Source organism: Brotonthovivens ammoniilytica, from assembly GCF_025566885.1.
GTDB classification, from domain to species: Bacteria; Bacillota; Clostridia; order Lachnospirales; family Lachnospiraceae; genus Brotonthovivens; species Brotonthovivens ammoniilytica.
The window spans coordinates 99,980-114,994 of record NZ_JAOQJQ010000009.1 but is presented as its reverse complement, the minus strand read 5'-3'; the positions used below and the strand labels follow the sequence as shown (position 1 = coordinate 114,994).

The 15,015-nt window shown below is 44.5% G+C and carries 14 protein-coding genes; 13 read left to right on the top strand and 1 reads right to left on the bottom strand.

Annotated elements, in window-relative coordinates:
- Positions 1-260 precede the first annotated feature (260 nt).
- The 5 genes from OCV88_RS15495 to OCV88_RS15475 all read left to right on the top strand — a co-directional run bounded on the left by OCV88_RS15495 (position 261) and on the right by OCV88_RS15475 (position 4,240).
- Positions 261-1,394, top strand: a complete 1,134-nt coding sequence (locus tag OCV88_RS15495; protein ID WP_158426352.1) for an aminotransferase class V-fold PLP-dependent enzyme — start codon at positions 261-263, stop codon at positions 1,392-1,394.
- Complete coding sequence (locus OCV88_RS15490; RefSeq protein ID WP_158426351.1) at positions 1,391-1,630, top strand: putative Se/S carrier protein; 240 nt, start codon at positions 1,391-1,393, stop codon at positions 1,628-1,630. The genes OCV88_RS15495 and OCV88_RS15490 overlap by 4 nt, the downstream gene beginning before the upstream one ends.
- A gap of 81 nt (positions 1,631-1,711) precedes the next feature.
- A complete protein-coding gene (locus tag OCV88_RS15485) occupies positions 1,712-2,623 on the top strand; it encodes a selenium metabolism-associated LysR family transcriptional regulator (RefSeq protein WP_158426350.1) in 912 nt (303 codons plus the stop codon).
- 319 nt (positions 2,624-2,942) lie between these two features.
- Positions 2,943-4,034, top strand: coding sequence for a YedE family putative selenium transporter (gene yedE / locus OCV88_RS15480; protein WP_262591482.1), 1,092 nt, complete (start codon positions 2,943-2,945; stop codon positions 4,032-4,034).
- A complete protein-coding gene (locus tag OCV88_RS15475; RefSeq protein WP_158426348.1) occupies positions 4,031-4,240 on the top strand; it encodes a sulfurtransferase TusA family protein in 210 nt (69 codons plus the stop codon). Before yedE ends, OCV88_RS15475 begins: the two co-directional genes overlap by 4 nt.
- A 118-nt stretch (positions 4,241-4,358) precedes the next feature.
- On the opposite strand, the gene OCV88_RS15470 is transcribed toward OCV88_RS15475, so the two are convergent.
- Positions 4,359-5,900, bottom strand: coding sequence for a PucR family transcriptional regulator (locus OCV88_RS15470; protein ID WP_158426347.1), 1,542 nt, complete (start codon positions 5,898-5,900; stop codon positions 4,359-4,361).
- 183 nt (positions 5,901-6,083) lie between these two features.
- Here OCV88_RS15470 and OCV88_RS15465 point away from each other — a divergent pair, with 183 nt between their 5' ends.
- The 8 genes from OCV88_RS15465 to OCV88_RS15430 form a co-directional block, all read left to right on the top strand.
- Positions 6,084-7,379: a thiolase family protein gene (locus tag OCV88_RS15465; protein ID WP_158426346.1), complete on the top strand. Its 1,296-nt coding sequence runs from the start codon at positions 6,084-6,086 to the stop codon at positions 7,377-7,379.
- Between the two features lie 13 nt (positions 7,380-7,392).
- Positions 7,393-8,169, top strand: coding sequence for a phosphopantetheine-binding protein (locus tag OCV88_RS15460; protein ID WP_158426345.1), 777 nt, complete (start codon positions 7,393-7,395; stop codon positions 8,167-8,169).
- Positions 8,170-8,210: 41 nt separating this feature from the next.
- The gene (locus tag OCV88_RS15455; RefSeq protein ID WP_158426344.1) at positions 8,211-8,969 is read left to right on the top strand and encodes an acyl-ACP thioesterase domain-containing protein; all 759 of its coding nucleotides are present in this window, start codon (positions 8,211-8,213) and stop codon (positions 8,967-8,969) included.
- 105 nt (positions 8,970-9,074) lie between these two features.
- Positions 9,075-10,079 (top strand): phosphate acyltransferase, encoded by a 1,005-nt coding sequence (locus OCV88_RS15450; RefSeq protein WP_158426343.1) that lies wholly within the window; start codon positions 9,075-9,077, stop codon positions 10,077-10,079.
- 15 nt (positions 10,080-10,094) lie between these two features.
- Positions 10,095-11,201 carry a butyrate kinase gene (buk, locus tag OCV88_RS15445; RefSeq protein ID WP_158426342.1) on the top strand — a complete coding sequence of 369 codons (1,107 nt, stop codon included), beginning with the start codon at positions 10,095-10,097 and terminating at the stop codon, positions 11,199-11,201.
- 142 nt (positions 11,202-11,343) lie between these two features.
- Complete coding sequence (locus OCV88_RS15440) at positions 11,344-11,652, top strand: 4Fe-4S dicluster domain-containing protein (protein WP_158426341.1); 309 nt, start codon at positions 11,344-11,346, stop codon at positions 11,650-11,652.
- A complete protein-coding gene (locus tag OCV88_RS15435) occupies positions 11,640-13,397 on the top strand; it encodes an FAD-dependent oxidoreductase (RefSeq protein WP_158426340.1) in 1,758 nt (585 codons plus the stop codon). Before OCV88_RS15440 ends, OCV88_RS15435 begins: the two co-directional genes overlap by 13 nt.
- Positions 13,398-13,406: 9 nt before the next feature.
- On the top strand, positions 13,407-15,015 hold a 1,609-nt coding region (locus tag OCV88_RS15430), incomplete at its 3' end, for a [FeFe] hydrogenase, group A (protein WP_262591478.1).

Here is a 15,015-nt window from a genome sequence, read left to right as displayed (position 1 = left end):
AGGCAGCATAAAAATCTGCCAGCAGGTAACACCTACTGGCAGAAAAAATTTTATTTTTTTAATTGTCTACTTGACGGGAAGCAGTTCAAATCGGTACCCTCTTTTGTCTTGTGTTTTTGGAAAACTTCTTCGGATGTGCTGTAAAAGGACAGGTATTTTGCGAAAATATCGGAAATACCGATGAAAAGAATCGGAAAGATTGACACATATCAGGATGGATGCTAGACTGGGGCTTAAAGTAAAAGAGGGAGAAGATAAGAATGATATATTTAGATCATGCAGCTACTTCTATGTACAGGCCGGACTGTGTAATAAAAGCGGTGGCAGAGGCAATGTACACTATTGGAAACAGCGGCAGGGGAGTAAATGAAGGAGCGTTATCGGCGGCAAGGCTGATCTATGAAGCAAGAGAGACGATCTCTGACTTTTTTCAGCTTGGATATCCGGCAGGAGTGTGCTTTACATCAAATGCTACAGAAGCCCTGAATACAGCAATTTTGGGACTTATCCACAAGGGAGATCATATAATTACCACAGATCTGGAGCATAATTCTGTTCTGCGTCCTCTCTATTATCTGGAAAAACAAGGGGTTGAAATCAGCTTTTTGAAATCAGATAAAAGCGGCTGTGTTAAGGAAGAAGATATTCCGTCTCTGATCCGAAAAAATACAAAGGCGGTGATCTGTACCCATGCATCCAACCTTACCGGTAATCTCATTGATATTCATAAAGTCGGCCGGATTGCGGCAGAACACGGACTGTTGTTTATTCTGGATGCATCCCAGACCGCCGGTACCTTTCCCATTCATATGCAGGATGATCAGATCAGTGTTTTGTGTTTTACCGGGCACAAAGGAATTATGGGACCACAGGGAACCGGTGGTCTGTGTGTATCAAAAGGAATTTTGATAGATCCGCTGAAAATGGGGGGAACCGGTGTGCAGACTTATGCAAAGGAACAGCCGGGGGAGTATCCGGTACGGCTGGAAGCGGGTACGTTAAACGGACATGGAATTGCAGGACTGCTGCGCGCTTTTCAGTATCTGGAAGAGACCGGCATCTTAAAGATTCATGAAAAGGAATACCGGCTGATGAGATTGTTTTACGATGGCGTCAAAAATATTCCGGGAGTAACCGTCTACGGAAACTTTTCAGGAGACAGAGCGCCCATTGTTTCTCTGAATATAGAAGGGTATGATTCCGGGGAAGTGTCGGATATATTGTGGCAGGAGTATGATATTGCTGTGAGATCGGGCGCCCACTGTGCTCCGAGAATGCATGAGGCCCTTGGGACAAAGGGACAGGGGGCAGTCCGTTTTTCCTTCGGCTGGTTTAATACGGAGGAAGAAATCAGGACAGCTATTGATGCGGTAAGGAGTATTGCGAAATTATGAGAGAAAAAAAGTTAATGCTGGTAATTACCTTTCATACAACTGCAGATGCAATGGCTATGGAAAAGCAATGTAAGCAGCAGGAGATTTTGGGACGTCTGGCTCCGGTTCCAAGATCTGTGACATCGGACTGCGGAATCGCCTGGTGCGCACCGGTTACAGAACGAGAACAGGTGGAAAGGGCGCTGACAGGGTTGGAATATGATGAGATATATGAGGTATATGAGGTATATCTTTAGAATCAGGCAGTTATCCAGGTAAAAAAGGTGTGGAAGTATTAGTTTTTATCCCCCAAAGAGGGGCAGGCCAGGGAGGCGTCTATGAATTTTAATTTAAAACAGCTGGAAGTGTTTGCCGCAGTGGTAGAGTGCAAAAGCTTTACAGCAGCAGCGGAAAAATTGTATCTGGCGCAGTCTACTGTCAGCGGTCATGTGGCCGCGCTGGAAAAAGAGTGCGGTGTGCCGGTATTTATAAGAACCGGCAAACGGAAAATACTGCTTACAGAAGCCGGACAGAAAATCTATGCCCATGCCAGGGCAGTGCTGCAAAGCTGCGAGGATCTGGCGAGAGAGCTTCAGGAGCATACGGCTTTTGAGCTGGTGCTTGCGGCTTCCACAATCCCTATGCAGTATCGGCTTCCGGCAGTGCTTGCGGGTTATAAAAAAAAGCAGCCGGATTGTCTGTTTACATTAAAAAGCGGTGACAGTGCAGCTGTTCATAAGATGATTCTGGAAGGGGAGGCTCAAATTGGGTTTGCGGGAGGTATGTTTAACCGAAAGGAGGTCTGCTATGATTTGTTATGGGAGGACAGGCTGGTTTTGATCACTCCGGATACGGAGTTTTTCAGGGAAAAGCAGGCCAAGGGAGCGGTGGGAAATGATCTGCTCTCAGAGCCGCTTATTTTCAGAGAAGCAGGATCCGGAACCCAGCAGGCTGCAGACCGCTTTTTGTGTGAGAATAATATCAGTCCGGAAAGGATACATATGGCAGCCCGGATGGATAATAATGAGGCAATATTAAATTCTGTTGCCCTGGGAATCGGCTCAGCCATTGTTTCCGGCATGGCTGCGGCAGGTGCAGCGAATGTACTGAAGTTTTCTCTGACGGGAAAAAGTACAGAGAGAAGTCTTTATATGATCCGTCCTAAGGGGCGGCATCTGACTACAGGCGCAAGACAATTTTTTAAATATATCAAATGTGAGATGACTCCCGCTTCTATAGGTGGTGAGTAACAAGCAGGTATCAATAGCGGGAGTCAATCCCCCATCTGATATACGCTCTGCGAGGATGTGCAGCGATTCGGAATAGAATATTGTCAGCAAAGCTGATCCGAATCGCGCACCAAGTCTCGCGAGAGCGAGACTTGAATTTGTCGGAATGCAGAGAAAAATAGAAAATATAAATGAAGATTCCTATGAAAACTATCGAAAAAACCGATAAAAAATCAAAAAATATTTAATATATGTATTGGAAATTTTTTTAACATCCTTTTATACTTATCTCTGAAAGCAGCAGCGAATCCGGGCTACAGCCTGGGAGGGGCGGCTGCTTTTGGTACGAAAAAGGAAGAGGTGGATTATGAAAAAGTTTTTAACACAAAACTGGATCATACTGATAACCGGTGTGATCATAGGAATTGCGGCCATTTTGCTTACATGGCTTGGAAATCCGGCTAATATGGGATTTTGCATTGCCTGTTTTTTAAGAGATATTACAGGTGCGGCGGGACTTCACCAGGCGGGAATTGTTCAGTATTTCAGACCTGAAATTGTGGGTATTATACTGGGAGCGCTTGTGATGGCAGCTGCGGCCAAAGAATTTAAAGGAAAAGGCGGATCTTCACCAATGCTGCGGTTTATCATGGGGGCTTTTGTGATGATTGGCGCGTTGATGTTTCTTGGGTGTCCTCTGCGCATGGTTATCCGTATCGGCGGCGGAGACTGGAATGCCATTGCAGGACTGATTGGTTTTGTGGGAGGTATTTTAGTTGGAATTATCTTCCTGAAACGGGGCTTTACTTTAAACAGGGCTTACAGACAGTCAAAAGGAGAGGGACTTGCTCTTCCCGTTTTGTTTTTGATTCTGTTTATTTTCTCCCTTTTGTTCCCTGCTTTATTTAAAGCATCCGGGGAAGGGCCTGGAAGTATGCATGCTCTGTGGATTGTTTCCCTTGCTGTAGGACTGATTGTGGGGGCATTCTGCCAGAGAAGCCGGATGTGTATGGCCGGCGGCATTCGAAATGCAGTGATGTTTAAGGATTTTGGACTGATTATGGGATTTATTGCCATTATTGTAACAGTTCTTATCGGCAATTTGATTCTTGGAACTTTTCATCCGGGATTTACCGGACAGCCGGTAGCACACAATGACGGTCTTTGGAATTTCCTTGGAATGGCATTGGTTGGATGGTTATCCATACTGCTTGGGGGCTGCCCGCTGCGTCAGCTGATTTTAACCGGCGAGGGAAATTCGGATTCTGCAATTACAGTAATCGGAATGATGGCGGGAGCTGCATTCTGCCACAATTTCGGCCTGGCTTCTTCCGCGGACGGTCCTACCGCCAACGGAAAAATTGCGGTAATCATAGGTTTTGTTGTTGCTCTTGTTATTTCAGCAGGATGTATAGGAAGGAAAAAATCATGAAACAAATAGATGCCAGAGGTTTATCCTGCCCCATGCCGATGATGCTGGTGCAGAAAGAAATAAAAAACACAAATCCCCGTGAACTAGAAGTACTGGTAGATGATAAATGTGCGGTAGAAAATGTTACCCGTCTTGGAAATAGTCAGGGATATAAAGTGGAATGTGAAGCAGTGGAAGATGAGTTCACATTAAGATTAAAAAAATAAAATGTTGTCAGCAAAGCTGACCCGAATCGCGCACCAAATCTCGCGAAAGCGGGACTTGAAAATTTCATATCAGATAGTATAAAACCACCAAACACTGATTTTTGTTTGGTGGTTTTTTTCAGGATTCTTTATTCATTTCATAGGAAAGAATCAGATACATCCGGTCTTTATAATCATCGAAATCCTCTCCCAGCAGAGAATCTATTTTTTTAAAACGGTAAACAAGAGAGGAACGGTGCATTTCCATAGCTTCAGCAGCAGCTGCCAGATTGCGTTCGTGAATCAGATACATATACAGGGTGTATGCCAGCTCTGAGTGGTGTTCTTTGTCATAGTCCATTAAAAATTTCATCTTGGGATGACAGAAGGTGTCCTGGGATTCTTTCTGCACAAAAATATTTTTTACGTGCTCCAGATAATAATCTTTGTAGCAGAACAAATTTGGTTCATTGCTGTGGCAGACTCCAAGCTCGATAGAGCGAAGCGCCTGATGATAGTATTCTTCAAATTTCATAATATCCTGAAAACAGTTGCTCAGTCCGGCAAAGAGACTGTTTTCCTGGCAGATTTTCTGTCCGGTGATTACATATTCTTCCGGAATCAGCTGGTGTTTTTGTATAGTTATAATGGCGATGATCTGACCGTTATAGATGATTGTTTTGGAATAGGGATAGCGGCTTTCCACAAGATTTCTGATATGCGAGGTATTAATGGCAGATGTACTTCTGGCAGTTTCCACAACCATACAATACATGTTGCCGGAAAATTCACTTTTCACATAGTTCATCTGAGTCAGGTTGGCACGGTCGGTTGCTATTTTTTTATCCAGCAGGTCTTTTAGAAAATATTCATAGTTAAAACCCCGGGACATCCGGATAAAGGAGTCCTTTTTCAGCTGCTGATTGACATATTTTTTTAGAATCAGCAGAAACTCGGTGTCAATGGGCTCTAAGGGTTTATTAACGGCGGATACAACAATGTGTCCCAGATCTTTTTTGGTATTGATGGTACAGTACATCTGCTCATATCCAAGTTTCTCATTATAAGCTCTGATTGGAATTTCACTTTTCCGCACTTTATTGTGGAGGTGGTTTTGACGGTTTACCATCTGGAAATCCTGATCTGAAAACTGGCGGTTTACGATGACCTGATCCTGAATATTTAATTTCTCTATGGCTTTCCAGGTAGCGGCTATGAGATTGTAGTTGGTGTCAAAAACAAAAACCGGGTTCTGAAAGACGCCATAGGCATGTTCAATGGCAGGCTGGAGGCCGTCTTCAAAGGAAAGAAATTCCAGAAGTGTCTGTCCAAACATTCCCACTCCGCACTGCATGTTGAAATAATTCTGCAGCTGTGTATAAACCGTTTCCGGATCGCTGGTTTCGATTAGAAGGAGACTTAATGTATCCGGAAATTTTTGGGAGCACAGTTTTAAATCTGAGCCGGGTACTGCAATGCACAGAACATGCATCTCATCGGTAAAGGAAGAAAGGTCAAAATCCTGAGAGTATTCACATACATACAGCAGATGATCTGTATAAGGCCGGGGGGCTGTGGCAAGCTTGTTCCATCCGGTGAGGCAGTGAATGCCGTCTGAACCGGTGAGCAGGTGGGGAAGATCTGAAAATAAGTGCTGAATATTTTTTAATCCTATGTACATGGTGCCTCCTTTTACCGGAAAAATAGATTCTGAATTTATCAGGAGTATATCATATTTTTGCAGGGAAAAACAGCTTTTCGTCACTGATGTAGAAAAACGGCTTTCTTTTTCTGACAGAGTAAGTAAACCTTTGAAATTCTTTTGCTGTTAAAATGAAGGCAGAAGATAAGAGGAGGTAAAAACATGAATTTTAATGATAATATTCCAAAACTGAAACCATATACAAGAAGTGTTTCCATCATTGGCGTAGGAGCAACGCCCTTTATTCGTGTTCTGGATGATCCGTCTGTGGACGGCATGAATGAGGCGGAATTGTTTGCTTATGCAGCCCGTGATGCCATGAAAGATGCAGGGGTAGACGGAAGTGATGTAGAGTTTTATGTCCACGGCATGGCAGGCCCGGGCTGGACCAGTAATTACGCCACTCCCAATATGCATGTGGCGAACTGGCTGGGCATGAAAGGAAAGGGATCTCTTCATCACAGCGAAGCCTGTGCCACCGGCTATATTGCTTTGGAAAATGCAGTAAACCTGGTAGCTTCCGGTACGTATGATATGGTTTTAAGCGGATGCATTGAGATGCCTTATTCTATTGCATATCCTACAAGAGTTCTTACAAAGCGCCGGTTCGGAACCGATGCTATTTTTCATGACGTGCTCTGCTCTACAATGCCAAGAGAATACACCATGTTTACCAGAGGGGCGCTCCCCTTTAACTCTGAGTCCTGGCTGGACTACTATGTAAATGAGAATCAGCTCAGTGAAGATGAGATAGACCGGATGATGACAAATCTCTCTGTAAACTGCCGCCGGGGGGCAGCCTTAAATCCTTTAAGTATTTGCAACAATACTTATGAAGAACTGGCTTATGCAAATGGTATGGATACAGCAGAGGAATATCTCCATTCCAAATTTAATCCGCTGATTGGAAAATATATGCGTGCAAGTCATTTTGAGCAGCGCTGTGACGGTGCGGCAGCAGTGATTGTATGTCCTACAGAGCTGGCATATCAATATACAGATCACCCCATTGAAGTTCTGGGAGTAGGACACTCCTGTCTGGAAATCAGCAATCCGAGACTGGAAATGCAGGCAACAGAGAATGCATATAAACAGGTAAAAGAATTAACGGGACTTTCTGGAGCGGACATGGATTTGTTTATGACCAACGATTTTTACAACCAGTCCGAAATGCTCTCAGCAGAAGCCTGCGAATATCTGCCAAAAGGCCAGGGCTGGGAATACACCATGGAAGGCCGGATTGCCTTTGACGGTGACCGTCCGGTAAATACAAACGGCGGCCGCTGCCAGTACGGACATGCGGCAGGAGCATCAGGTCTCCATGATCTTTACGAAACAGTAAGACAGATGCGGGGAGAAGCAGGAATATCACAGGTGAAACATCCGGTAGACCATGCACTGATCCGTGGATTTGGCGGAAGCCAGAATGTGTTGGCTATGATGCTGGAGAAAAAGTAAGAGGAGGGAGGAAATGATTATGATGACAAAATATGATTTGGAACCAATTGTCAAAACTTATTATGATGCGCTGGAAGAAGGAAATATTCTGGGGCGCAAGTGCCAAAGGTGCGGACATATGGAATTTCCACCCTATCTGTGCTGTAATACATGCGGCTGCCTGGATACAGAATGGGTGAATTTAAACCATATCAGAGGAGTTGTAAAACAGGTGCTTCCAACGGTGGGAGCTTTTGGAGATCCGGATTTCAGAAAGGCTCATGGTGACTACTGGGCAGTGGAAGTGGTACTGCCTGATATTGATCCTTTTAACACAAGTCTGCTTCATATTGATCCTGATAAATATACAGAATTTGCGGAAAAGATCAGAAAAGAAGACGTATATGTAAAACCGCTGCTGATTCAGGACGAGGACACAAAAGTTTTAGTATGGGAACTGGAAGAGGACAGCGAATTTAAAAAAATACCGGTGATTACAAAGTCTGTAGAAAAAGAAGAGGTTTCCCCGAAAGCGGAAGAGAAAACTGCGGATGCGGAAGGTAAAGGAGAACCGGTTAATGATGAAATCGCACGGACAGTGATTGCCTGTGCAGCAGAGGCTTATGGTGTGGATGCTTCAGAAATTACGCTGTCCACAGATATTCGTGAGAATCTGTCCAATGAATCTATGAAAATGATTGTTATGATTTCTCAGATTGAAGATGAGCTGGATGCAACCATTGAGATTCAGGAGGCAAGTCTGTTAAATACAATCAAAGATTTTGTAGAAAAAGTAAAAGAAAAATTATAACAGGATCTGCACAGCTCCTGGATGATAAATGGAGGAAACAAATGTCATTTCCGGAATGCAGTATGATCTGCCCTAAGGGGGCTTATCAGATGCTGATCACAGCTGACACGCAGCAGAATACAAATAAAAAAGATATCACCTGCAAAGATCTGGCCAGATGGATGGAAGCTATTACAGAAAAGCATCTAAGTCTTTCTGGTATGAGCCGGGAGGGGTTAAAGCAGGAAGGTAAAATCTGGGTAATATCCTGGACGTCGATTGAGATTTTACACTTTCCAAAAGCGGGAGAGCAGATACTGCTGCGTATCTGGCCCTGCAAAAGGAAAGGCGGGATGTATCCTAGAAAATATGCGTTTTATACTGTAGAGGGGGAACCTTTAGCGTGCGCATCATCTCTGTTTGCATTGATGGACAGTAAGACCAGAACGTTAGCCTCTCCCACAGAAAAATTAAAGAATATTTCTGTAATTGTAGAAGAAAAGGAACAGGATCTGCCAAAGATGCTGATACCCTTTCCAGAAACATTAAGGGGCGGCATAAGCCGCAGGGTATGTCCGGAAGAGATTGATAAAAACGGACATCTGAATAATACCTATTACATTGACTGGGCCTGTGAGCTGGCAGAACAGGTTACTCAAGGTCCATGCAGCCCGGAATCTGTCTGGGTGCAGTACAGCAGGGAGCTGCTGGAAGGACAGGATGCAGTATTGAACTATCAACAAGAAGAACATACATTTTATGTCCGGGGATATGCGGAACAAGAAGAGGCGTTTTCTGTAATCATAAAAATGAAAGAATAGAACAAAGAATGTTTCGTGTTTTTTGAAACGGGAAAAAGTAAGCAGGGTGGATTGCTCCAGGTGAAAGGAGCAGCCCACCCTGCTGTTAAAAAGAAAGGAGACAGCATGGGATTTATAGATGTAATTTATGAAAAAGCAAAGGCTCATAAACAGCGCATTGCGGTACCGGAATGTACCAATCCAAGTATGATGCGTGCCTGTGTGAAAGCAGCTGTGGATGGAATCGCGGATATTATTTTTGTGGGGGATCCGGAAATCTGCAAAAAGACAGCAAAAGAAAATGAGATAGATTTAAGAGGGGTTAAGATCGCTGATGTAAACGATCCGGTTTATCAGGAGGAGCTGGTAGAAAAATACGCGCAGCTTCCCAAAAAAGTACTTGGAAAAAAATCTGTGGCAAAGAGAATCGTATCACCGTTGTACATGGCTCTGGTGATGGAAGCAGTGGGTGAAGCGGATTGTACCTTTGGAGGCCTGGATACTACAACTTATGAGTTTGTAATGGCGGCTCAGGGAGTTTTGGGACTGGCTTCTGGAGTCAGCGCTCCGTCGGGTATGCTGATGATGGAACTGGATGACTATCAGGGAGCCCAGGGAAATATTTTCGGTATGGCGGACGGAGCAATCAACACAGAACCTACCTCAGATGTCCTGGCAAGTATAGCTGTATCCTGCTGCGATACATACAGTGCCCTGACCGGAAATGAAGCACTCTGTGCGTTCCTTTCCTACTCTACAGACGGCAGCGGAAACAGCCCTTCTGTATTCCGGGTGCGGGAAGGATTAGAGAAGGCAAAAGCGCTGCGGCCGGATTTAAAAATTGATGGAGAATTTCAGGCGGATGCCGCTATCGTTGAACGGGTGGCAGAAAAGAAAGTGAAACGTGCCAGCAAGGTTGCGGGAAAGGCAAATGTCTTGATTTATCCGGATGCCGCTGCCTGCAATATTGCTACCAAACTGATTCAGCAGTTTGCACCGGGACACAGTTATGGTCCTATTTATCAGGGGTTTGGCAAACCGGTACTGGACTGTTCTAGAGGTGATACGGAGGAAAGAATTTATGATAATGTGGCATTCTGCAGCGTGATTGCATCTGGAGCGGCCAGATAAAGGAGGAGGGAAATCATGAAAGAATATACGGTTTTGACTGTGAATCCGGGTTCTACCGGAACGAAAATCGGTCTGGTAACAGGAGAAAAGGTCGTTTTTGATCTGAATGTGGATACACGGCCCGGGGAATTTGACGGGTGTGAAACTTTTGGGGATCAGGCGCCTTACCGGGAACAGAAAATTATGGATATGCTGGCAGAGCATCAGGTGGATCTTACGTGTATTGATGCGGTATCCGGCAGAGGAGTAGGGGTTCATTCCTGTGAAGGAGGCACGTATCTCATAGATGATCTGGCTTATGATCATGCGCTGAATGATGCGGCCGGGATTCATCATGCGGCCACCCTGGGAATCGTACTGGCAAAACGGATCGCAGACAGGCTGTCAAAGCCGGCGTATTTTGTAAATCCAATGAGTACCGATGAACTGTGTGATGCGGCCAGAATGACCGGTGTAAAAGGTCTTTACCGCCCTTCTCATGCCCATCCTCTGAATATGAAACAGGTAGCCATCCATCACAGCAAACTCCAGGGAAAACGTTATGAAGACTGTAATTATGTAATTCTGCATATGGGAGGCGGCACCAGCATTGGCGCACACTGTAAAGGAAAAGCAATAGATCAGACAAGAATTGGTGATGGACAGGGTCCTATTTCACCAAACCGTGCCGGAGATCTTTGTATTGATGATGTAATGACCCTGATGAAGCGCGGGATGAGCCTGGAAGAAATTAATATGCTTGCATCCGGAAAGGGAGGACTGAAAAACCTGTGCGGGACAGATGATGTGCGCAAAATCAGAAATGAACTGATTCCGGCTGGAGATAAAATGGCAGCTCTTGCTCTTGAAGCTATGGAGTATACCATGGTAAAGTGGGCGGCTATGATGGCAGGAGCTTTAAAAGGAAAGGTGGATGCAGTCTTAATGACCGGAGGTCTTGCAAATGATAAGGTACTGGCAGAACAGCTTACGAAAGATCTTAAGTGGATTGCTCCGGTGTATGTGTATCCGGGAAGCTATGAAACAGAAGCCCTGGCATCCGGTGCTGTCCGGGTCTTGTGCGGGGAAGAGAATGCCAGAAAATATACAGGAAAACCGGTCTGGGAAGGCTTTGATTTTTAATAAAAAGTGAAAGGATTTTATGTTTGTTTATCAGTGTAGGAAAACGGAATGCTTTTTCTAATAAAGTAGACAAACGAAAGAAAGCCTTTGGTTGATACAATGGAATCAAACAAAGAGAAGGAACAAAACAGGAGGTATTACTATGATCGTAACGAATCAGGGGCAGCAGCAGAGCGTAAAGTTTGTTGTAGATACGGAACGGTGCTGTGGGTGCAGACGATGTATCCGCCGCTGTATGGAAAACGTATGGCAGTGGGATGAAGAAAATCATTATGCATATCCAAAATATCCGGATGAATGTGTGTTATGTCTGCAATGTGAAATGGACTGCCTGAATAATGTGATTGATATCTATCCTGTCAGTACACTGCAGGTAGATCCGCTGGAATACAGTGCAGGACTTAACAGACGGGAAGAAGCAAAAGGGGGGAGTAAAACATGGCAAGTGTAAAAGATTTCGGAGAACTTTATACATCGGATATTCTGGTGATTGGCGGAGGAATGTCAGGTCTGGTAACAGCTATCCGGGCAAAAGAAAATGATCCGGATCTGGATATCCTCGTTGTAGATAAAGGAATCATCGGGTGGAACGGACAGGCAACAAAAGCCGGAAACGGAATCCGCTCAACTTCCAAACATCCGGACGGTGTCATGAATGCATTAAAATATCTGGTGCATGCTCATACGCCATTTATGAATGATCAGGAATTCTTAAAGAGATATCTGGAAGTCCACAGAGATAATATTGACTATATGAAACATTGCGGCGTCATTACCTCCTGTGATGAGGAAGGAAATGCCACACCCCTTACGTTTATACCGGACGCTTTGGATATGGGCGGCGTTTCCATTTATGTCTGCAAACAGCTTCGGGAATTTGCCTTAAAGCTTGGAATCCGTTTATTAAGCCGTATGAATTTATTTGAACTGTTAACCAATGACAATGGAAAAGTAATTGGGGCTGTAGGATTTGATATGGATCACGGCAAATTTAAAATCTTCCATTCCAAAGCCACTGCAATGGCTACGCAAGGGTGCCATTTCAAGAAAATCGGATTGGAATTTATGGGATACGGAACCGGCGTGGGAGCTGCGTACCGGGCAGGTGCGGTTATGAGAAATGTGGAATTTTCCACTCAGGTAGACGTTGTATTTAAAAAGACAAATACACCTATTTACGGCGGGTTCAATATCATTTACAACCAGAAGAATGAAAACATTACAGACAAATATATCGGACACAAAGAGTGGGAAGTAACACCAAAGCTTGTTGAGGCTATGGTAAAAGAAATAAAAGATGGAAACGGCCCTCTCTGGTGTGACCTGGATCATCCCGACGAAGTCCGGGCTATGATCGGAGGCCATGATATGGCGGAAGAGACACAGCGTATGTTCCGGGATAAACTTGCCTGGGAAGAGCATGTATTTGCCAAAACAATCCGGTCTCTGGGCGATGTGGGCAATAAACCGGATACAACCATAAAAACAGTAATTCAGGTAGAGCCTATCAAAGTTGATACAGATATCAAAACAGACGTGGAAGGACTCTGGGCTCCCGGCAAGATTTCTACACAGGGAAATGCTTATTTTGGCTGGACAAGAGGAGACGGTCTTGGAAATGCCTCCACTACAGGAATGATGTGCGGCGACAGTATTTATAAATATGCAGCGGAAGCGGAATTTGATGAAATTAATCTTGATCAGCTGGCTGCATTAAAAGAGAAAATTTATGCACCGCTGAAACGGGAAGGCAAAAAGAAGCCGAAAGAAATCTTTGATATGATTGAACGCTACATTTTTGATGTGAATAAGTGTATTACGAAAAATGCAGATGAAATTCAGAAAGTATATGATGATATTGACAAGATGAACAAAATGATTCCGCAGCTTTCAGCCGATGATCCTCATACTCTTGCTAAATGCCTGGAAGCAGCCGATACCGTATTATGTCTGGAAATGATATACCGTTCTGCAGACATGAGAAAAGAGACACGGGGCATTATGTATCCTCATTACCGCACGGATTATCCTGAAACAGACAATAAAAACTGGCTGAAATGGATCAATATCAGACAGGGCGCAGATGGGGAAATGGAACTCTTTACCGAGGATATTCCAATGTGGAGATATCCGGTGAGACCAAAAGGCTATGAAATTCCCGATGGTCACGTGGAAGAGTATTATGTGGAACAATAAGGAGGAGTAATGATGGGAATGATTACGATCAAAATAAATGGCAGAGAGTATTCGATGAAAAAAGGAATCACCATTCTTGCTGCTTCCTTTGAAACACAGAAGTTTAAAAAGGAATATCTGCAGCATTGGATTCCGACCTTATATTATTTAAAAGGAGTCGTAGATATTGATGAAAGCGGAGTCTGTATAGCAGAAGCAGACGGTAAGATTGTGAATGCGTCTGTAACCAGAATTAAAGATGGAATGGAGATAGCCACCAATACACCGGCGGTGATTGAGGCACGGAAGGAAGCGCTGGCCAAAATTCTTGTCCGGCACAATAAATCCTGTCTGTACTGTATGCGTTCCGAAAGCTGTGAACTTCAGAATCTGCTTCATGAGTATGGATTTACCAATGAAGCTGAGCTGCCTGCAGAAAAACTGGAATTACTGGATACTTCTTCAAAAGTTCTGGTAAGAGATCATAATAAATGTATTAAATGTAAACGATGTATCAATGTCTGTGCAAAAATGCAGGCGGTATCAGCCATTGCTGCAACAGGAGAGGGGCTGGATACAGTGATTGCGCCGTCGTCTCCAAAAGGGCTGGCAGCAGCAAGTTGTGTAAACTGCGGACAGTGCGTAGCGGTCTGTCCGGTGGGAGCGCTGACTGAGATTAATCAGACAGAAGCTGTAAAAGAAGCATTGAAGGATCCTGAAAAATACGTAGTGGTACAGGTTGCTCCGGCTGTAAGAGCAGCGCTGGGAGAAGCATTTGAATTTCCAATTGGCGTTGATGTAGAAGGCAGAATTGCAGAAGCGTTGAAACGGGCAGGCTTTGATAAAGTATTTGATACAAAGTTTGGCGCAGATCTGACAATTATGGAAGAGGCCCATGAGCTGATGGAAAGAATTAAGAAAGACGGAGTGCTTCCTATGATTACTTCCTGCTGCCCGGGATGGATCAAATATGCAGAACATTTTTATCCGGATATGCTGGATCATCTTTCAACCTGCAAGTCTCCCCATCAGATGCAGGGAGCTATTGTAAAATCATACATAGCGGCAAATGAGGGCATCCATAAAGAAAACATCGTTATGGTCAGTGTTATGCCGTGTACGGCAAAGAAATTTGAAATTACAAGAGAGGATGAATGCGGCGCCGGTGTACCGGATGTTGATATTTCCATTACCACGAATGAACTGGCAGAATTATTAAAAGATTTTGAAATTCAGCTGGAGGCTATGGATCCAAATGCCAGATTTGATGCTCCCTTAGGTCAGGGCAGCGGCGCCGGCGTTATCTTTGGAGCAACCGGCGGTGTTATGGAAGCAGCTCTTCGTACCGCGGCAGAGCAGATTTCAGGAAAAACGTTAAATGAACTGGATTATACAAACGTCAGAGGTATGACCGGTATCAAAGAAGCGTCTGTAGATATAGAGGGAACCGTTGTAAAAGTAGCAGTGGCTTCGGGACTTGCAAATGCCAATACACTTCTGACAAAAATAAAATCCGGTGAGGCAGATTATCAGTTCGTGGAGATCATGGCTTGCCCGGGAGGATGTGTAGGTGGAGGCGGACAGCCTCATCAGCCTGCGGCAGTCCGGGCCATGACAAATGTACCAGAGCTTCGTGCCG

Coding starts and splice junctions, on each gene's coding strand:
- OCV88_RS15455 (WP_158426344.1), top strand. CDS start 8,211: ATGTCATTTCCGGAATGCAGTATGATCTGCCCTAAGGGGGCTTATCAG.
- OCV88_RS15460 (WP_158426345.1), top strand. CDS start 7,393: ATGATTATGATGACAAAATATGATTTGGAACCAATTGTCAAAACTTAT.
- OCV88_RS15475 (WP_158426348.1), top strand. CDS start 4,031: ATGAAACAAATAGATGCCAGAGGTTTATCCTGCCCCATGCCGATGATG.
- OCV88_RS15485 (WP_158426350.1), top strand. CDS start 1,712: ATGAATTTTAATTTAAAACAGCTGGAAGTGTTTGCCGCAGTGGTAGAG.
- OCV88_RS15450 (WP_158426343.1), top strand. CDS start 9,075: ATGGGATTTATAGATGTAATTTATGAAAAAGCAAAGGCTCATAAACAG.
- OCV88_RS15465 (WP_158426346.1), top strand. CDS start 6,084: ATGAATTTTAATGATAATATTCCAAAACTGAAACCATATACAAGAAGT.
- OCV88_RS15440 (WP_158426341.1), top strand. CDS start 11,344: ATGATCGTAACGAATCAGGGGCAGCAGCAGAGCGTAAAGTTTGTTGTA.
- OCV88_RS15490 (WP_158426351.1), top strand. CDS start 1,391: ATGAGAGAAAAAAAGTTAATGCTGGTAATTACCTTTCATACAACTGCA.
- OCV88_RS15435 (WP_158426340.1), top strand. CDS start 11,640: ATGGCAAGTGTAAAAGATTTCGGAGAACTTTATACATCGGATATTCTG.
- buk (WP_158426342.1), top strand. CDS start 10,095: ATGAAAGAATATACGGTTTTGACTGTGAATCCGGGTTCTACCGGAACG.
- OCV88_RS15470 (WP_158426347.1), bottom strand. CDS start 5,900: ATGTACATAGGATTAAAAAATATTCAGCACTTATTTTCAGATCTTCCC.
- OCV88_RS15495 (WP_158426352.1), top strand. CDS start 261: ATGATATATTTAGATCATGCAGCTACTTCTATGTACAGGCCGGACTGT.